At 67.9% G+C, this 17,418-nt stretch carries 18 protein-coding genes and 4 pseudogenes; 12 read left to right on the top strand and 10 right to left on the bottom strand.

Going from position 1 to position 17,418, the window contains the following annotated elements; translation table 11 throughout:
• Positions 1-111: 111 nt before the first annotated feature.
• From ABD932_RS21145 to ABD932_RS21130, 4 genes and pseudogenes are all read left to right on the top strand, one after another.
• Positions 112-375: a hypothetical protein gene (locus ABD932_RS21145; protein WP_345015044.1), complete on the top strand. Its 264-nt coding sequence runs from the start codon at positions 112-114 to the stop codon at positions 373-375.
• 622 nt (positions 376-997) lie between these two features.
• Positions 998-1,270, top strand: a pseudogene (locus ABD932_RS21140) (helix-turn-helix domain-containing protein); the annotation flags it as partial.
• Positions 1,271-1,599: 329 nt separating this feature from the next.
• Positions 1,600-2,790, top strand: coding sequence for an amidase domain-containing protein (locus tag ABD932_RS21135; protein ID WP_345015042.1), 1,191 nt, complete (start codon positions 1,600-1,602; stop codon positions 2,788-2,790).
• Between the two features lie 43 nt (positions 2,791-2,833).
• Entirely contained in the window at positions 2,834-3,316 is a 483-nt protein-coding gene (locus tag ABD932_RS21130) for a hypothetical protein (protein WP_345015040.1), read from the top strand.
• Between the two features lie 181 nt (positions 3,317-3,497).
• Here the strand turns inward: ABD932_RS21130 and ABD932_RS21125 are convergent.
• Positions 3,498-3,874: pseudogene (locus ABD932_RS21125) on the bottom strand (hypothetical protein).
• Complete coding sequence (locus ABD932_RS21120; protein WP_345015038.1) at positions 3,874-4,275, bottom strand: ATP-binding protein; 402 nt, start codon at positions 4,273-4,275, stop codon at positions 3,874-3,876. Before ABD932_RS21120 ends, ABD932_RS21125 begins: the two are co-directional and overlap by 1 nt.
• On the opposite strand from ABD932_RS21120, the gene ABD932_RS21115 reads away from it, so the two are divergent.
• The 6 genes and pseudogenes from ABD932_RS21115 to ABD932_RS21090 all read left to right on the top strand — a co-directional run bounded on the left by ABD932_RS21115 (position 4,201) and on the right by ABD932_RS21090 (position 6,759).
• The gene (locus ABD932_RS21115) at positions 4,201-4,467 is read left to right on the top strand and encodes a SpdD protein (protein WP_345015036.1); all 267 of its coding nucleotides are present in this window, start codon (positions 4,201-4,203) and stop codon (positions 4,465-4,467) included. The genes ABD932_RS21120 and ABD932_RS21115 overlap by 75 nt on opposite strands.
• A 154-nt stretch (positions 4,468-4,621) precedes the next feature.
• A pseudogene (locus tag ABD932_RS21110) lies at positions 4,622-5,050 on the top strand (replication initiator); the annotation flags it as partial.
• Positions 4,956-5,219 carry a hypothetical protein gene (locus ABD932_RS21105; protein WP_425587500.1) on the top strand — a complete coding sequence of 88 codons (264 nt, stop codon included), beginning with the start codon at positions 4,956-4,958 and terminating at the stop codon, positions 5,217-5,219. The pseudogene ABD932_RS21110 and the gene ABD932_RS21105, both read left to right, overlap by 95 nt.
• Positions 5,179-5,703, top strand: coding sequence for a DUF6879 family protein (locus ABD932_RS21100; protein ID WP_345015032.1), 525 nt, complete (start codon positions 5,179-5,181; stop codon positions 5,701-5,703). Before ABD932_RS21105 ends, ABD932_RS21100 begins: the two co-directional genes overlap by 41 nt.
• Before the next feature lie 7 nt (positions 5,704-5,710).
• Entirely contained in the window at positions 5,711-6,565 is an 855-nt protein-coding gene (locus ABD932_RS21095) for a helix-turn-helix domain-containing protein (RefSeq protein ID WP_345015030.1), read from the top strand.
• 11 nt (positions 6,566-6,576) lie between these two features.
• Entirely contained in the window at positions 6,577-6,759 is a 183-nt protein-coding gene (locus ABD932_RS21090; protein ID WP_345015028.1) for a DUF397 domain-containing protein, read from the top strand.
• A 470-nt stretch (positions 6,760-7,229) separates the two neighbouring features.
• On the opposite strand, the gene ABD932_RS21085 is transcribed toward ABD932_RS21090, so the two are convergent.
• Positions 7,230-10,373 carry a helix-turn-helix domain-containing protein gene (locus tag ABD932_RS21085; protein WP_345015026.1) on the bottom strand — a complete coding sequence of 1,048 codons (3,144 nt, stop codon included), beginning with the start codon at positions 10,371-10,373 and terminating at the stop codon, positions 7,230-7,232.
• Positions 10,374-10,390: 17 nt separating this feature from the next.
• On the opposite strand from ABD932_RS21085, the gene ABD932_RS21080 reads away from it, so the two are divergent.
• Positions 10,391-10,666 carry a hypothetical protein gene (locus ABD932_RS21080; protein WP_345015025.1) on the top strand — a complete coding sequence of 92 codons (276 nt, stop codon included), beginning with the start codon at positions 10,391-10,393 and terminating at the stop codon, positions 10,664-10,666.
• A gap of 51 nt (positions 10,667-10,717) precedes the next feature.
• Positions 10,718-11,229: pseudogene (locus ABD932_RS21075) on the top strand (hypothetical protein); the annotation flags it as partial.
• A gap of 18 nt (positions 11,230-11,247) precedes the next feature.
• Here the strand turns inward: ABD932_RS21075 and ABD932_RS21070 are convergent.
• The 7 genes from ABD932_RS21070 to ABD932_RS21040 all read right to left on the bottom strand — a co-directional run bounded on the left by ABD932_RS21070 (position 11,248) and on the right by ABD932_RS21040 (position 17,408).
• The gene (locus ABD932_RS21070; protein ID WP_345015023.1) at positions 11,248-11,850 is read right to left on the bottom strand and encodes a hypothetical protein; all 603 of its coding nucleotides are present in this window, start codon (positions 11,848-11,850) and stop codon (positions 11,248-11,250) included.
• A gap of 249 nt (positions 11,851-12,099) precedes the next feature.
• A complete protein-coding gene (locus ABD932_RS21065; RefSeq protein WP_345015021.1) occupies positions 12,100-13,818 on the bottom strand; it encodes a relaxase/mobilization nuclease domain-containing protein in 1,719 nt (572 codons plus the stop codon).
• The gene (gene mobC / locus ABD932_RS21060) at positions 13,815-14,480 is read right to left on the bottom strand and encodes a plasmid mobilization relaxosome protein MobC (RefSeq protein WP_345015019.1); all 666 of its coding nucleotides are present in this window, start codon (positions 14,478-14,480) and stop codon (positions 13,815-13,817) included. Before mobC ends, ABD932_RS21065 begins: the two co-directional genes overlap by 4 nt.
• A gap of 126 nt (positions 14,481-14,606) precedes the next feature.
• Positions 14,607-15,026 (bottom strand): hypothetical protein, encoded by a 420-nt coding sequence (locus ABD932_RS21055; RefSeq protein WP_345015017.1) that lies wholly within the window; start codon positions 15,024-15,026, stop codon positions 14,607-14,609.
• A 17-nt stretch (positions 15,027-15,043) separates the two neighbouring features.
• Complete coding sequence (locus ABD932_RS21050) at positions 15,044-15,598, bottom strand: DUF2637 domain-containing protein (protein WP_345015015.1); 555 nt, start codon at positions 15,596-15,598, stop codon at positions 15,044-15,046.
• Positions 15,599-15,860: 262 nt separating this feature from the next.
• Positions 15,861-16,550: a zinc finger domain-containing protein gene (locus ABD932_RS21045; RefSeq protein WP_345015394.1), complete on the bottom strand. Its 690-nt coding sequence runs from the start codon at positions 16,548-16,550 to the stop codon at positions 15,861-15,863.
• Positions 16,551-16,562: 12 nt separating this feature from the next.
• On the bottom strand, positions 16,563-17,408 hold the full coding sequence (locus tag ABD932_RS21040) for a helix-turn-helix domain-containing protein (RefSeq protein ID WP_345015013.1): 846 nt from the start codon (positions 17,406-17,408) through the stop codon (positions 16,563-16,565).
• Positions 17,409-17,418 lie beyond the last annotated feature (10 nt).

Genomic DNA, 17,418 nt, shown 5'->3' with positions numbered 1-17,418 from the left:
CTGCGGGGTGGCGGCAGTAGCAGCAATTACCGCCCGCACCGTGTCATGCCCTACCGAGGCGGCTCTCCGGACTGCCCTCTCGGCACCACGCATCCTCCCAAGGAGAAGCACGTGAGCCTTCCCCCTAATTCCAGCGACCCCTCGCGCGAACCGGTCATCAACATCAACGTTAGAGGAGATGCACGGTTCAGCCTGACTGCCTCGATCGCACAGGCCGACCACGGATCGACCAGCCAAGCTGCAGCTCTGGAGAACCCCAAGACGCCGGTGGAAGCACCCTTCTGGCACCGCACCGCAGTCATCTGGAGCGCACTGGCCGCCCTTGCGGCGATCGCCGGGGTTGTCGTGACCTGGCTAGTGAAAAGCGCCGCCTAATGTCCTGGTCATGAGGCCTTGGGCCACCTCACAGCAGCTGAGACCGCGACGCTACGTGGGCCCGTCGGCTGTCTGAGCCCCAACTGACTGAGGCCAGCCACGAGATGGCAGGGGCGTCGACCGGTCAGGCACGTGCGCGCCTCGCTGCACTCCCGTCGGCCTCAACTACGCTGCTCCATGGCAGTCAGAGCAGGTGGTGACGGCGGGAGACGGCTCGGCGATGTGCCTGTTGGCCCGGTCGACTACGCCCCAATGCCTCTCAGTGTGCCCTCCATCGTGCTTCGTGGCGGCTTGGAGAGCCGACCGCCCCAGCCACGACGTGCCCCTTCTCTGGCATCAGGCGGCTGCATGCTTTGAGCGCGGCACGGGCGCCGGCCGGGCTGGAGCGGGGCGGAGACAGGAGCGCAGGCCCGGCCGGGGGCCGTGCCGCGTGCGGGGAGCGGAGCGAGCCGCCTTGAACCAGTAGAGAAAGTTGTAACTCAGTCGGCCGCGTGGGGCTTGTCCGGTCCCGGGTGATGCTTGACAGTTCGGTCCCAGCTGATGGTTGACAGTGGCCGTGATCGGCTTTTCTGTGCGCGTCGTTGCGGCGTGTGGCAGGAGGCCGGGATTGGCGCTGGTGGAGTTGTCAGTTGTTGAGCAGAGATACCGGGCTGTCCTGGCGGTGCTGGCGGGTGCGACGGTGACCGAGGTCGCCGCCCAGTTGGGGGTGTCCCGTCAGACGGTCAGCGGGTGGAAGTCCCGGTATGCCTCCTCGGGTCTGGCGGGTCTGGCGGACCGTTCACGCAGGCCGGCCTCGTGTCCGCATCAGGCGTCTGCCGAGGTGGAGGCGGCTGTCTGTGAGCTGCGGCGCAAGCATCCCCGATGGGGTCCGCGGCGGATCGCCCATGTTGTCCAGGCCCACCGTCAAGCATCACCTGGGACCACAACGTCAGGCATCAGCTGGGATCCGACACGGCCGCGTGGGGCTTTGTCTTGTCTCGGTTGATGCTTGACGCTGTGGCCTCACTTGATGCTTGACACCGCTTGCCTCGGCTTGGCTGTGCGCGTCTGATCGGAGCGTGCAGGGAGGGCCGAGGCCGGTCGGCTCTGACCCACGCAGCCCCTTCCTTGATCAGGAACCAGACATTCTGGGATCAGGAATGCGCCACTCGGAACGCGATGCTCGAATAGGCCCTCTTGCCCTGCGGGCTGACCCGACCAGTCAGCCGGTATCAAGGGGGTTTCATGCGCATTGCGCATCACAGACGTGTCCTCGCCGGAGCCGCGGCCTCAGCCACAGCAGCGATGCTTGTGCTCACCGGCACCCCGGCGGACGCCCAGCCTGTCTCTCCGCCAGCGGCTTCGTCGGCGAAGGCCGACTCCACCGCCCTCACTCAGCTCGCCGAAGGCTATCTGCAGCAGCGGGCCGACATGCTGACGACGACTCGTCCGACGGCCAGAGCTGCGACCGCCCGCGTCCGGGCCACGCGCTCCATGACCGCGCAGGTGCAGGATGATCTCGCCGCACTGGTGGAAAAGGGCAAGCGGTACAAGGAAGTCGACGGCGGCTACACGAAGGCGCAGGTCGATGTGGAGGTGGCCGACACCTCCGTCACCGGCCAGTCGGCAACGCTCCAGCTCATCGAGCGCACCCGCCTCTACCTCCCCTTCACGCCGCAGGAGGTCGCGGACGGCGCTCCGGAGTACGAGGAACTGTCCGTCCCGCACACCGTGAAGTTCACCCAAGGCTCCGACGGTGCCTGGCTGCTGTCGTCTGACAGGGCCGACACCAAGGGCGGTCCGACGCCGACCACGCAGGTGTCCGAGGCGGACGCCGCTGACGGCACCGATGACGGGGGCGGTAAGGCAGAAGAGGACGAGGGAAGCAAGGACGCCGCGTCTGGCACCGCTCCGCTTCCCGGCAACAGCGACGACTCCGGCGACAAGCGGGAGGTCAGGGGCTACAGCTACGGCAAGATGGTTGCCTACGCGGACAAGTACTGGGACCACCACAACAGCGCCTGGCGCACGTACGGCACCGACTGCACCAACTTCATCTCCCAGGCGATGCATGCCGGCGGCTGGGGCCCCAAGGGCGGCGCGATCATCCAGCGGCCCAGCAACAAGTACTGGTTCTACGGACCGACGACGTGGACCACCAGCTACACATGGGCGGCTGCGGAGAACTGGTACTGGTTCGCGAAGAAGCACTCGAAGCGGACCAAGATCCTCGACAACGTGTGGAAGATGGCCAAGTCGGACGTACTCCAAGCTGACTGGGGCCGCGACAACAACATCGACCACACGATGATCGTCACGAAGAAGTACCGGGGCACCCCCTACCTGACGTACCACACCAGCGACACCCACAACAAAAGCCTGAAGAAGCTCCTCTCGGACCACCCGCGTGCCTGGTGGTACGCGCACCGCACCTGACAGGCTGCTGATCCCCCTCACAGGAACCACATAGGAGTGCGCTGTGGAGCGTCGACATTTTCTGGCTGTGCCGGCCGCTCTGGCCGCTCTTGCCTTCGCATCCGGCTGCTCGTCCGGTGATGACGAGGCCAAGTCCTCAAGCCCCTCGAACCCCTCGGCCTCGGCATCGTCCGACGGGGCCCGCGAGGCCGTCGTGGCGTACGTGAACGCCCTGAACTCCCGCAGTGCCGACGGCCTGATCGAAGTCGGGGGCGTGAAGGACGAGAAGTGGTCCAGGCACGAGGCCGAGCAGATTCTCGCGGACAAGGGCGGGCGGGGGTGGAAGATCAAGGACGTGCAGGTCGAGCACGACATGGGCCCGGACACCGGCTCGGCCCGCCTGATGGCCGAGGACAAGGCAGGAAAGGCCATGCGGGACACTTTCACCGTGACGCGGGAGAAGGGCGCCTGGCACCTCGTGGTCTTCACACAGCAGCCTGCGGAGTCCGGGAAGGAATCCGCGTCTACCGACAAGCCGAGTTCCTGACAGACCTGTTCTGGTGGCCTGCCCCCGTCACCCGGGTGCAGGCCACCACAGCCATTGGGCTCCGCCGGTGACGACACCGAACCAATTCCAGATGTCCTTCGAGGGCCGGGTCCGCAGCGTCGTGGTGGACGGTCAGGATGTGACCGGAAGTGTCGCTGCTGTCGAAGTGCACGCTGAGCCTTCAAGGGCTGGCGTGGGGCTTGAAGTCGTATGCGCAGGCTGGGAGTTCGACCCCATAGCGGTGGGCCAGCGGCATGAAGAGCACCGGCCGGATCGTCCACGTGATGCGCGTGCGCTCTTGAGTGATCGACACTGTGCAGGGCTCCGACCGTAGGAGAGCTCGCCGCGTCTCGATGCGGCCCTCGTACAGCCAATCCCATGCCTCGTCGGAGGCTTCAGAATCCAGAGCGGGTGTGATCGTGCGCAGGGCGACCGCAACCACCTGTCGGCTTGTGACGCCGAGTACGCGTCGATCGATGCCAGAAGCGCCGGCCTCCGCTGCTCGTCCAAGTCCTCGGTCCAGCACTCACACCAGTACCCCCACCGCGGCTTGTCCATCAGCACGGGTGGCCTCCTCGGCGCGGGCGGGCGAAGAGTTCCGCGGTGACTGTGTGGCCGCCGTCGGTCTCGTGGACGACGACCCGGTGCGCGATGGCGCTGACCATGCCGAGACCTCGGCCGTGCTCGGCCTCCTGGTCCTGGTGCTCGACCTTCGGGGTCATGCCGGTGCCTCCGTCGTCTGTGACCGACAGGGCGATGACCTGCGGGGAGACCGCGAGTGCCAGATGGAAGCTGCCGGATTCCTGGCCGCTGGCCGTGTGGAGGATCGCGTTCGCGCTCAGCTCGCTGACGATCAGTTCGGCGTCTTCGGCTAACGGCGAGCCGTGCAGGATGTCGCGGGTCCATCGGCGGGCCCGGCTGACCTCGACAACCCGACCCCGCCGCCAGCACACGTCCACGCCCCGACCGATACGGCTCCCGTACGGCGCTCGCTTCCCCCGGTCTCGATCAGCACCGGAGCGGTCGCGGCCGTGATCACGGGCGGTGTGGTCCTCACCGCGCTCCTGGCCGCCGTCGTCGTCTCGGCCATCTCCGTGGCCATCGCCGCCGTTGTCCTGCGCTCCCTGCTCCGCGAACACCACCGGCGCTGAAGGCGCCCGGCCTCCGGGGCGGCGTACACGACTAAGCATCCGCCGCCCCGGGGCCCGTCCTCCCGACCGAGCCAGTCAGAAGGAGAACGTCATCTTCGCCCGCACCACTCCGCCCCCACTGCCGGAACTCGTGAACCTGGCCTCGGACGGTGCACTGCCGGGTATCCTCCGCCAGCTCTCCGGCCTGGGCGGCTGCACCCACCCGATCCGCCTCGACGGCCACCGCACCGAGTACGACGTCGACACCGCAACCGGCGAGATCGGCCGCATCCTCCACGACCTCGACTCGACAAGCCTCCCGGTCGGCCAACTCCTCGTCCGCTGCAACAACCGCCGCACCACCCGCTGCCCGGCCTGCGCGGAGGTCTACCGCCGCGACACCTTCCACCTGATCACCTCCGGCTTGCGCGGCGGAAAGGGCACCCCGGAACATGTCGCCGCCCACCCGCGCGTATTCGCCACCTTCACCGCGCCGAGCTTCGGCGGAGGTGCCGACGGAGCTGTTCGAGCACCTCACGAAAGACGGCCTGCCGGCCGGGGAGATCAGGCGCCTCGAAGACCCGATCATGATCCTGACACCGGGGGGTACGTTCGTCGTCCAGGGCCGCGAGGTGACCGACCCCGAGGCCCTGGCCCAGATGGAGATTCCGGACTACGAGACCGTGGTCGAGGTCCCCAAGACCGCGATCATCGCCCTACTGGAGGAACCGCGTGAAGCTGATCTCCAGCGCCGAGCGCAACCAGCTCTTTGAGAGCTTCGTGCAGGACGCATTCCATCTGGAACTGCGGGACGACTACTCCGTCCCCGACGAGGACAGCCCGTTCACGAGCTGGCTGCGCGGTGCGACCGTCGACTACTCCTACATGGAACCGTGGACGCAGCTCATGCGGCGCGTCACCGGGGAGGGGAAAACCGTCCGACGCGTCCGCGTGATCACGGAGCCGCACACTCCCTACATCCAGTGGGAGCACGCCACCACCGCCCTCAACGAGGCGGCCGGCGAAGATATCCGCTGGCTGCCCCGGCACCGCTTGCCTGACGGCGTCACCTTCCCCTTGGGAGGCAACGACTGGTGGCTGTACGACGACCGCCTTCTCGCCGTGGGGCACTTCGACTCCGACGGCAGGGTGCTCGGATCGGAGATCGTCGAGGATCCGGCAACCGTAGCCGAGTGCGTGCGCCTGCGGGACCTGCTGTGGGCCGCCGCCATCCCCCACCCCGAGTACAAGCCCTGACCGACCCGTGACCACGCGAGTAGAAGAGGCACTGCAAGCGCTCGGTGCCCGGCTGCGCGGCTTCCGTAAGGACGCCGGCTTCACCAGCGGCCGGGCATTCGCGCGTGCCACTTCGTGGCAGGAGTCGAAGGTCTCCCGCATCGAGAACGGCAAGCAGCGCCCCAGCGAGGACGACATCCGCGTCTGGTGCGAGATGACCGGCCAGGGCGACCAACTGGGGGACCTGGTCGCGATCGTCCGCCACGTCGACGAGCTGTGGCTCGAGTGGCGCCGACAACTCCAGACCGGCGTCGAAAAACGGCAGCGTCAAGCCATTCCGGTGTACGCCAGAACCAAGGTCTTCCGTATCTGGCACCCCACGGTCGTCTGGGGAACCCTTCAGATCTCCGAGTACGCCGCCGAGGTCTTCCAACAGGGCGTCAGCTACTACGAGATTCCCAACGACGCCGAAGCTGCCGTGGCGAAGCGCCTGGAGCGGCAGCAGTACCTGTACCAGGGGGATCGCATCTTCAATGTCCTGCTCGGCGAACAGGCCCTGTACACCAACTTTGGCGGCCCGGAAGTGATGAGGGGGCAACTCGACCGCCTTCTGGCCGTGATGAGGCTCCCCCGCCTCAGCCTGGGCATCGTCCCCAGGTCGGCGCCAACCTCCATATGGCCGGGCAACGCATTCTCGATGTTCGATGACCGGCTCGTCCTCGTCGAGACCTACTCAGCGGAGCTCTCCGTCACACAGCCCCGAGAAATCGAGCTGTACACCAAGGCGTTCGCCCTCTTGAAACAGTCAGCGGTCTACGGCACCGCCGTCCGAGACCTCATCTCCACAGCGATCCAACACTTCGATCAGATGCCGAGCGACTAGGAGAGCGCACCATGCAGCCCATGACCCCGAACTGGCGAACCAGCTCCTACACAGAGACGCAGAACTGCGTCGAAGTGGCCGACAACGACCCTGAGCACGTGCTGGTTCGGGACACGAAGGCGCGTGGTTGGGGAATGCTGGCCGTCCAGCGAGATAGCTGGGCGGCATTCGTTGAGTACGCCACGAAGGCGTAGCGCCGGATCGGGTGGGGCCCGTCCACAGCTTCTCAGTGCAGAGCCCCCACCCAACTTCGCGGCGTTGTCTGTTCCGTTTCGGAACGGCCTCTATGTTCCGCTAGGGAACAGCTTTGTTGTTCCGAATCGGAACGGTCTTGATGGGATGACGGCGGCCAAGTCTGTCCGCTCTCACCGACAGTTGACTGCGTTCTAGTGATCAGGGCGGACTAGCCTTCGGTGAGACGGCCACCCGACGAGCGAGCGCCTCGCTCCCGGCCGCTAGCCCGCGACGCCTGGATTTCTTGAGACATATCGGTCCCGACTCGGTTCGGCGAGACGGGACAATCGGCTCATCACGGCTCAGAGGCGGGGCCCGTCGGCCTGCGCGCTATTCGACGTAATTGCGCGCACCTGTTGCTGGTTGGATCTCATAGGTACCGACCCGCGCGCTGCGGTTTACAGCCTGGGAATGACGCGCTGGAAAGTGTTCAGGGCCGGCCGTCCGAGCCGTGTCCCTCCCACGGCGAAGACGGCGTACCGTCGGGATCAAGTCCGTAGGGCCAGAGCGCCTCGCCCTGCCGCATTGCGCTCAATGAGGTCACAGCGGAGGCGTCGCCAGCGTCCGCTGCTTGAAGAGCGAGACGCTCGGCTCCGCGACAGTCCCCGGCGCGCTCCCACGCCTCAGCGAGCTTGACCAGAGCAACGGTGCTGCCCGCCCGGGCGGCTTGGCGTGCAAGGCGCTCAGCGCCTGCGTAGTCATGCGCTCTGGCTCGCGTCAGGGCTAGTTGGCGTAACGGGATGGGGTTGCCGCGTTCGGCGGCCTCCCCTGCGACCTGCTCTGCTCCTTCGCGATCACCAGCAGCCTCTCGGAGCTCCGCGAGGTTGCTGATGATCGCGTCCTCGCCGCCGGCATCCATGGCCTGGCGGATGAGACGCTCTGCTTCATGATGTGCGCCAGCAATGCCCCGTAGTCGCGCCAGCTCGCGGAGGGCATACGTACTGCCTGCATCGACGGCCTGACGCAGCAACTCCTCGGCCCTGGCACGGTCATCGCTTCCCTCCCGCGACCAAGCCAGCCGGATCAGGACATCGAAGTTGCCCGCATAAGCTGCCTGTCGGGCAAGGTGCTCGGCTCCCCGGTGGTCCCCTGCTCTTTCCCGCATCCACGCACGCTCGGCCAGGTCCACCCAAGTTTGGGCCTCTACGGCAGGGGCGAGGGCGTCGCCCGCTGCGTCACTGGGCTGTACCTCTGCTCGCACCTGGGCGAGGCGCCCCAGGGCTGAGGTGTCGCCGGCTTCGATGGCTGCGCGGGCGAGGCGCTCGGCCTCGTCGTGTTTTCCGGCGCGCTCTCGCAGCAGGGCAAGGGCGAGCATTACGGAAGTGGCTCGGGTAGGAGACTGGTAGGCGAAGCGCTCGCCCCCCTCCTGGTGCCACGGCCTCTCAAGCCCTAGCCGGGGGATTCGCCCCAGGGCTGAGGTGTCGCCGGCTTCGATGGCTGCGCGGGCGAGGCGCTCGGCCTCATCGTGTTTCCCGGCGTGCTCTCGCAGCAGAGCCAGCGAGTGCAGCGCGGAGATGTCTCCCGCCGCGGCGGCCTGGATGGCGAGCCACTCGGCCCCTTCACGGTCCCCATCCATCTCGCGTCGCTGCACGAGATTATCCAACTCAGAGGCAACGCCAGAGTCGAGAGGACCCCTCAAGAGGCGTTGCACTCCCCCACCGTCACCTTCTGCCTCCCGCTCCTGTAGGAGTCGGGACCACATACTCGTATCCCTTCTGGTAGCAAGGCGTCGCGCCAGCAACTCCGCTTCTACTCGATCGCCGGCGGTCTCGCGCTTGTGGGCAAGCTTGCGCAATGCGGAGTGACTACCGGATTCGGCAGCCTGCCGGAGAAGCTGCTCGGCCCTCTCATGGTCCCCAACCGCTTCGCACTGCTGGAGCTGCTTGTGCAGCGCTGCAAGGTCACCGGCTTCGCTGGCCTCGCGGAGCAAGCTTGCTGCTCCCTCGGGATCGCCGGCCGACTCTCTAAGCTCAGCCAGTTCGTACAGGAGCCTGCCCCGAGATCTGGGGATTAGGTGCAGCCTTTCACTGCGATCGTGATCGGACAGAATCAGAAAGCCCTCTGAGGCTTTGTAGCGGAGACGATGTGACCAATGGGCGCGGTGCCGCGCTTTGGCGGCGTTGGCCAGATTGATCAGCTCCTCCGACGCGAGGTGATCACAGGCGGATTGCCAGAACGAGGCCGGGGGACATAGCAGCCGTCGTGCGCGGCGTGCATGCTGCTCGAGGTAGTCGGTCAGCCGGTAAATCGGTGAAGCTCCAGTAGTTGTTGCTCCAGCTGGGTAGGTTGATCGATGTCGCACGCGGCGCAGCGGTGCGAGGTTGCCGTGGACCGGATCGCTGGTCTCGGTAAGAGCTTGCTCAAGCCAGTTCTCGGCCAGCGTGCTGTATTCGTCATCGGTGAGATAGTCCGCGGCGGCGCCTTCGAGGAAGGCCAGCGGCAAATGGAGGCCGACACCGAGACGGCGAGCATCCATTGCCGCATGCAGGATGGCTCGAGCAGGAGGGGAAGCTGTTTCGTACCGGTGCAGCAATTCCGGAGCCCCAGCCAGGTACTGCGTCAGTCGCCCATCGCGTGCGTGTTCCAGGGCATGAGCGAGCCGTCGGTCGCCTGCTGCGGCCAGCTTTCGAGTGGCGTCTGTTGCGTCCGCGTCGAAGGCATCTGGCAAGGTGATCCGCGCCCGGCTGAGCAACTCTCGTACCTGGGAGTACGGATCCATATGCCCAGGCTGCGGGCGAGCAGTATACGCAGTTGCGTACTCGGGCCAGAGGGTGCCCAGGACAAGGATCGGTCGGCGGCTTGTATCCGAGAGCAGGGTACGAAGCGCGGCGACGATTCGTTCGCCGACTCCTTGGCCCGCGTCCAGGTAGTGCTGTGCTTCATTGAGCCAGACCACGGTGCGCGGCGGCACACGGTTAAGGTCGCTGAGTGCTGCTTCGGCTCGGGTGGGATCGAAGGGATGCCACAACCTCCACCCCTGTGCAGCCAGGGGCTGCACGGCCTCCCAACAAGCACGTGTCTTGCCCGTTGATGAAGAGCCGACCAGCACTGCTATCCGGCTGAGACCGTTCGCAGCATCAGCAACGACGGAAGCGATTTGCTCATCATGTGGGCGGCGCACATAGCTGGGTAGCGAGGCTGCCCAGTCCGTTCCTCGGCCGCCGAATGAGTCGCTGCGTTGTGGGCCATGGGCGGTTACGACGGCAGCTGGGTGCACCTCAAGGTCGTGAGGATCCCACTCTGTGATGGGCCGTCCCAGGCCGTTGGATGGTGCTGGTGCTCGAGCGGTTGCCACCGTCAACAGATTCAACAACGGTTGGACATCGAGGCTGAGGGCACGCGCCAAGGCGGCGATGGTGTCCGGCGATGGCGGCGGTGCTGAGCTGCTCAGGGCTTGGCTGACAACGGTCCGGCTCAGACCGGCACGTTGCGCCAACTGGGTCTTGTTCAGCCCGCGGGTGACGCGACCGGTCTCCAACTGGGTCCGCAGTTGGGTCAGCGCAGCACCCATCTGTTGGGAACCGTTCCCGCCCATGCTGCCCCCGATGCTGTGCCGGTGTTCGTCCTCGTTCATTTTCGACCATCCGCACCATGACGAACATCCACCTTGCGAGCTTCGGTGCCACGACACATCATTCCGCGCCGAAGGGAAGACACACGATGTCCGACCGCGTTGCTTTGACCCTGCTTGCTTGTGCCCTGACGGTCGTTGTCGCTTTGCTAGCTGGCGTCGGAGCCGGCTACCTCGCCCGACGTGACAACGCCACCTACCCGGCCGCACTTGGCCGCGCAGCCCTCGCTTTTGTGGCATTTCTTACCCTTGCTGCCACTATTGCCAGCGCTCTGTCAGACGTGGCGGCCAGTTGACGTCGCTGAGTTCAGTGGGCTCGGCCTGCCTCGCTCATGTGATCTCAGCGGGACGAGCGGGACCTCGGCGAGGGGTATGTCCGCATGCCGCAGCAGCCCCAGGGACATGACGACGTCACAGTGTCCGGTTGCCCGGCCCTGGATACGAGCTCGGCGGCGAGGCTGTTGTCGGTGGCGGCCTCGACTTCCCGCGCAAGGCGAAGACGTCTTTCACCTATGCCCGCGGCAGCAACTCGGAGGCGGCCGAGGAGCTGTACAGCGACACCGAGGCGAAGCTCTCCAGGGGCGTGGGCCGGATCTTCGACGCGATGACCTCCTGCCCCACGTACCAGGTCCTCGTCGGCAGCACCCCCGTCACGGTGACGACTCGGACGATGGCCGCGGCCCCACTGGGCGACGAGCGGTGGAGCCAGCAGCTCACCTTCACCGTCGGCGGGCGCAGCAGTGTCGTCAAGCAGACGGCTGTCCGCACAGGGACGGTCGTTGTGGTGGTCTCCGGTAGCCCCGGCCTTGTCGACGTCCACTTGGCGAAGGCCGTCGACAAGGCTCGTCGCGTGGGCTGACCCCGCCGGTCCCAGGAGCTATCGCACGCCTTCGGCGCACGCGGCGACTGCCTTCTGAAGGCCGGTGAAGTCGGTCTTCAGCGGGTCGAGGCGCTCCAGGCTGGAAAGCCTGATGGTCTTCTGGGCCGGGCACCGCTCGTCCAGGAGACGGGTGGGCAGGACGTAGAAGGTCCACTGGTCCAGATCCAGGGGATCGAGGGTCTGCTTGTCCTGGTGGTGCAGCAGGCAGAAGACGTACACGTCCGAGCGGCGCAGTACGTCGGCCGAGGTGGTACCGGTCAGGGCGTCCCAGCCGGAGGCCGGCGCAATGGAGAACGAGATCTCCGACAGCTGGGGCTGCGCCCATGACTGCAGATAGGCCGCCGACTTCACCTCGACGCGCCACTTTTCGGGCGTACGGATGTCAACCGTGTCCCATTCGGTGCGGGTACCGGCGGAGGCTTCCAACGCCGTGGCCACGAGGTACTCGGCCAGAACACCCCGCATGGTGTTGTTGGCCAGGTCGGAGCATGCCCAGCTCCAGAACTCGCCGAGTCTGCTCACGATTTCGCCGTTGGCCCGTATCGGCTCGTTGCCGTTGCAGCGCGTGATGGCCAGCGGGCCAAGATCGGCGTTGCTCATGCTCTCCTCCTGACGACGGCTTGCAGGGTGTGGTGCTCAGCCTGACATCAGCCACTGACAACGGAGTTGGGCTCTTGCCGGAGCCTGGGCCGCGTCGCCGGAAGCCGTTGCGCGAAGACAACCGGCGGGTCCGACCATGACCCGTTCAGGCCCGTCAGTCGTTCGCCGGCCTGGAACCGGTTCCTTCGATGTCGTGTCAGGGGGCTCCGGCACAAGCGCCGAAGCCCCTCTTTTTGCTTGACCGGGTGGTCACCGTGACCAGTGCGGACGGGACGTTGGCGGAGTGACCGCAGGAGGGGTCTGCTCAGCGACCTGTGGGATGGACCCGGCGCGGGCAGTAGTGCTGCGAACTTGTGCGGCACGGGCGCGGGCACGCGGGCTGGGTGCGTGGCGTTCGCCGAGGCGCTGGATGCGCCAGGTGAGGACTTCCGCCGGTGAGCGGGCATCGTCCAGCGGGCGTTGCCCGGCTGCTCGTTCGAGCAGGGCGGCGGGGTCGTGGCCCGCGCGTTCGGCGTCCGCGAGCACGGCCGCCAGTGCGTCCCAGGCGGCTTCGTCGAGGACCTGTTCGGCGTAGGCGGGGACAGCGTTGCGCAGGTGCTCGGCGTATCGGCGTGTGACGTCGGCCGGCGGCTTGCGTTCGGCGAGCCGCGACAGTGGGACCGGTGCGGCCTGCCCGTACACGGCCTGGAGGTGGAGCAGGGTCTGCCAGGCTGCGGCCACCTGCTGGTCGTGCTGCTCCAGGGCGCTCCTGCGCCGCACGGCGATGACAGCGAGGATGGCGGCGTCCACGAGCATGGCCACGAGGCCGTCGTCGGCGGGGTGGGAGCCCATGGTTCTCAGGGCGCCGCGCATTGCGCGGGCATACTGATGGTCCACGCGGGCACGGGTGTTGACCGCGTACTCGAACGCGAAGGCCGCCTGGCGCAACTCGGCGCGGAGGTGGGCGGGGGCGAGGGCGGGCAGGGCGTAGAGGATCTCCCCGAACGCCACCAGGTGTGCCGAGGCTGTCGCCGGGTTGTCCTGGGCGAGGTGGTGGGGGATGCGCTCGTTGGTGGCGGTGGCCTGGTGCCACGGGTTCGGCTGAGGCCGGCCTGCTGGTTGCGGGGTGACGGGTTCGGGGGCGGCGAGGCGTTCTTGGATCTTGGGCAGGGACAGGTCGGTGGCGAGACTGGAGCCGGAGTACCAGATGGGCTCGAAGTCGGTGTTGGTGTCGTCGGGCAGAGCGACCTTGTAGCCCTTGAGGTCGCCGGAGGGCAGGGTGCGGGTTTCGACCTGCAGGCCCGCATCGGCGAGCAGGTTCAGGAACTCCTCCACGCTGTGAGCGTGGGAGAGCGCGGTGCGCACCATGCGGCGCAGTTGCTCGCGCGCGGCCCGGTCGCGTCCGTTGCGGGCGGCCTTCTCCGTCTCCGCCCGGGTGGGGCGCTTGGCAGCGGGCCAGGTGTCACGGTCGCGGTTGACTTGATGGAGGCCGAAGTCGGTCTCGATCTGGGTGAGTTCTGTCATGGCGCGGTGGTAGTCGTTCCAGTTGCGCGGCGGGCGCAGGTCGCCGCGCATCTTGGTGGCGACGATGTGGATGTGGTCGTCCGCGTGGCGCACGGCGATCCAGCGGCAGCCGTCCGGATCACCGTCCGGGGCGATGCCAGTGGCGTGGAGGACGCGGCGGGCGATGGTGGCCCACTCGGCGTCGGTCAGGTTGCGGTCCTTGGGTGCGGCGCGCAGCGAGCAGTGCCACACATGGCCTTCCGGAGCTTGGTCGCCCGCCTGTTTGACCCGGAGGTCGAGCGCCTTGACGAGCTGGTCCATCCGCTCCCTGTGACCGGGGCTGCCTTCGGGGCCGGGGTCGGGAGCAAAGCCGTCCCAGGAGGCGACGATGTGCTGGTCGGTGTGAACGGTCGCCGTGCCCGGCCCGAAGAGGTAGGTCAGCACGCCTCGGGTCTTGCTGCCCGGTTTGACGATGTTCGCGATCACGCCCGGCCCGCCTTCTGCCGCGCCGCCCGGAAAGCGGCCTCGTCCACGGCCTTCACCGCGTCCCGGGTTGTGGCCAGGAGGCGTTCGGCCCGCTCCAGAATGGCGGCGTCCACAGGGTGTGGATCGCCACCGGAGTTGAGGCGGCGGGCGATCTGGTTGACGTTGGTGCCGATCCGGGCGATCTGGGTGCGCAGGGCGGCGAACTCATCGATCACGTCGTCGTAGACCGTGCGCTGGTCAGGCAGGTGTGCTTCGCCGTTGACGAAGGCCATGACGACCGCGCCGACCAGGTGCGCGCCGGTGATGTCCAACGCCTTGGCCTTCGCGAGGATCCTCGCTTTCTCGTCGACGCTGTAGCGGGCATCGACACGTTCCTTACGCTGGCCGTCGCTGCTGGCTTCGCGGCGACGGGCGACACGGTAGAGCGCGGCTTCATCAGCAGCGCGCACGACAGCGGGCTGCTGCTCGGCGACGACGACTTCGCCCACCCCCTCCTGCTCTGGCACGCCCTCGTGCCGGAGTTCCCCCTCCGCTATCCCCGGGGCGGAGGCGTTCGCGATGGACCGGCCCGTGGACGGTCCATCGCCATTGCTTGCTCCGCTGTTCAGGCCGGTGGTCATCTCCTGCTGGCGGGTAGGGATTTCGCGGTGCGGGTCGTGCATGGGGTGGTTCTCCGTGGGGTGCTGGTGCCGGGGGCTTCGCTGTGCGCGGTTCCCGTGTCCCGGCGCTTGTCGGCGCGGGGGCATGGCGAGCCGGCAGGGTGGGGCGATCGGTGTGTTTTGCGGGGGTCAGGCGGTGCCGACGGGGGTTGTGTCGAGTTCCGTCTGCCGTTGGGAGGCGGTTTCGTCGAGTCCGTCGAGAGGCTCGGCCTCCATGCCGTCGTGTGCGACGGGCTCGGCTGCTTGGCTGGTGCGCTCGGCCTGCAGCTGGTCGCGCAGGGCGCGGGCGCGGCTCTGGCCGATGCGAAGTTCGCTGCGCAGACGTTCGGCGGTCAGCAGGTCGTCGCTCCAGCCGACGGTCAGGAGTCGGGCCTCGTCGAGAACTTCGGCGTCGGTGCGGGTGCGCGTGCGGTCGGCGGTCGACTTGGCGGTGGAGCGTACCCGACCGGTCGCCCGACGCCGGGCGGCTCCGGTCGACTCCGCTGCGGCGGCTGACCGGGGCGGTCGGGTAGCGAAGGTCGACTCGTCGGCCTCGGTCGGCCTCGGCACGGGTGCCTCGGCGACCTTTACGGGGGTCGACTCGGTCGGCTGCTCGGGGACGATTCGGCCTGGTCAGACCTCGACCGTGAGGCTTGCTCGTCAGCTTGCTGACCAACCGACTGGGCAGAGGCCGCTTCGGCGGAGTCAGCCAGCTCGGGGTTGTGGTGCAGCACCTTCGCCACGAGGTCCGACCCGAAGTAGATCGACCCGACCGGGAGCGAGGTCGCCAGCAATACGAGGGCCCAGTTAGCAGGGTCCCTGTCGGTCAGTCGGCCCCACTGGATCGACGTTGTGTGCAGGGCCGGAGTGAGGCCGTGCACGTAGTTCAGCAGGAGGCTGGCGATCGTGTAGGTCGCCAGCACCCGCAGGGCGAACTTCCGGTCGTCGCCGGTCAGCACGAGTGTGGCGACCAGCGCGAGGGCCATCAGTCCGTCGACAACGATTGGGTAGAGGAAGGCGGCGGTGGAGTCGGCGCCGATGGCGCGAGCCACGTCGGACAGGGCGTTCCACGAGACCCGGAAGGCCATGAGTACGACGGTCACAAGGCCGCCGACGAGGGTGCGGCGTCCCGTGCGGTTCACGCGCCGCCCCTCAGCGGGTGCGGGTGCTCGACGACTGGGGCGAGCGCGGAGCAGGGCGATGGCAGAGCGGAGAATGCGGCTGCCGGGGTCGGCGGCCGGGGCTATCGGGGCGGGGGAGGGCAAGTCAGATATCTCCGGGGGGCATGGAGTACGGACCGAGAGGGGTCTGCAAGGAAGCCGTCCGGGCATAGGCGTTAGCGCTGGCGGCGCGAGCGGCGGAGGGCTGCTGGTCAGGCGTCGGCGCCGACACGAAGACCGCGGGTCACGCGGCGTCCTGCCGGGCTAGCTCCGCCACAGCCAGGTCCACGCGGGTGGGGTGCGGGGTCGTGCGGGGTGCGTTGCCCCGGGCACGGCCGTCGAGCCCCAGGCGCCGGCTGCGGCAGGGTTCGCCCTGCCCGACGTGGCACCACCGGCACGGGACGCTGAGAGCGTCGGGCTGTCCGGCGGCGACGGCGGCCTCGCGGGCGGCGCGAGTCGGCCGGTAGCGGGCGAGTTCGGCTCGGACGCTCGGCGGGATGCACGATCCGATGGTGGCGAGGCGGGCCTCGATGTCGGGGTCCGGGCTGCCGCTGGTGATCTGCCGATGAGTCGAAGGCTCAGCGGTGCCGGTGGCGACCGCCTGTCGGCTGGCGGCCAGTTCGTTCCGCCAGGCCGCCCAGTCGTCCGGGTCGGCGGCCGGTGTGGGGTCGGTGTGGCGGTTGAGGCGGTCGCGCCGGTAGGCGTGCCACTTGCGGGCGACGTCCACGGGCAGGATCGCGTACGGGGAAGCGAGGACGTGGGCCCGTATCGCCTGGCGGACGTCCCAGCCATGCGCGGTGGCGAAGGGCACGTCGCGGAGCAGCTCGTGCCACTGGGCGATCTGGTCACGAGCCTCGCCCGTACCGGGGCGGATGGTGCGGGGGTCGAGGCGGCCGATGTAGGCCAGGACGGCGGCGACTTCGTTTCGTTCCAGGGTGGTGGCTCCTTACGTTCCGGTCGGTTCGTCGAGGGCGGCGAGCAGGGCGGCCATGTGCGCCTCGGCTCGGGTCATGCCGGCTTGCGGCGCGGGGATGCGGGTGCCGCCGGGCAGGGCGTAGAGGTTCGGGCGGCCAGGAGTGGGGGTGTGTTCCCGGGTGATCCACGCGCGCCAGTCGGTCGCCCATGCGGCGGCGGTGCGGGGCGCCCAGGTGGCTCGGTAGGCGCGCCACTTCTCGTCAGCGGCGTGCAGGGCTTGCTCGCCGAGTCGGTCGAGGTGGCCGTGATGCCGCAGCCAGACACGGGCGCTGTCGTCGATCTGCCACTCGGTGGCGGAGATGAGCGGGGCAGAGCTGCTGCTCTTACCGTTCACCTTCGGTTCTCTTCTGTTCTGGGGGTCGGAATCTGCACCCCCGCCGGGTCGGAATTCGATCCCCCTGGGGGCCGGATTCCGTTCCCCGGGGTCGGATTCCGATCCCCCTTCGATGTGCTCGGTAGGGTCAGGTTCCGACCCCCCGACGGTCGGAACCTGACCCCCTTGGGGAGCCGGATTCCGGTCCCCTTCCCGAGGCTGGTCGGCGAGGAACCGGGCGGCGACCGGGAGGCAGTAGTACGTCTCTCCCCGTGGCCCCTTGCGGTCGGCGAGTTGCACGAGCTCGCCGCTGTCGATCAGCTTGGCCAGCGCGTCGCGCACGGCGGTGCGGGAGGCGTTGCCGCGTTTCATGAGGGTGGGCACGGACGCGTACGCGACGCAGTGCCGGTCGCGGCACCGGTCGGCGATCAGGGCGAGGACCATGCGGGCGGTGCCCCTGCTGCGGCTGTGGTCCCACACCCATTCGCGGGCGTCGTAGCTCATCGGGTGGCGG

The sequence above is a fragment of the Streptomyces shaanxiensis genome, from assembly GCF_039537145.1.
GTDB lineage: Bacteria > Actinomycetota > Actinomycetes > Streptomycetales > Streptomycetaceae > Streptomyces > Streptomyces shaanxiensis.
The sequence above is the reverse complement of the archived record's forward strand: the minus strand, read 5'-3'. Positions and strand labels throughout refer to the sequence as shown.

Coding starts and splice junctions, on each gene's coding strand:
- ABD932_RS21040 (WP_345015013.1), bottom strand. CDS start 17,408: ATGAGCTACGACGCCCGCGAATGGGTGTGGGACCACAGCCGCAGCAGG.
- mobC (WP_345015019.1), bottom strand. CDS start 14,480: ATGCACGACCCGCACCGCGAAATCCCTACCCGCCAGCAGGAGATGACC.
- ABD932_RS21070 (WP_345015023.1), bottom strand. CDS start 11,850: ATGAGCAACGCCGATCTTGGCCCGCTGGCCATCACGCGCTGCAACGGC.
- ABD932_RS21085 (WP_345015026.1), bottom strand. CDS start 10,373: ATGAACGAGGACGAACACCGGCACAGCATCGGGGGCAGCATGGGCGGG.
- ABD932_RS21090 (WP_345015028.1), top strand. CDS start 6,577: ATGCAGCCCATGACCCCGAACTGGCGAACCAGCTCCTACACAGAGACG.
- ABD932_RS21135 (WP_345015042.1), top strand. CDS start 1,600: ATGCGCATTGCGCATCACAGACGTGTCCTCGCCGGAGCCGCGGCCTCA.
- ABD932_RS21080 (WP_345015025.1), top strand. CDS start 10,391: ATGACGAACATCCACCTTGCGAGCTTCGGTGCCACGACACATCATTCC.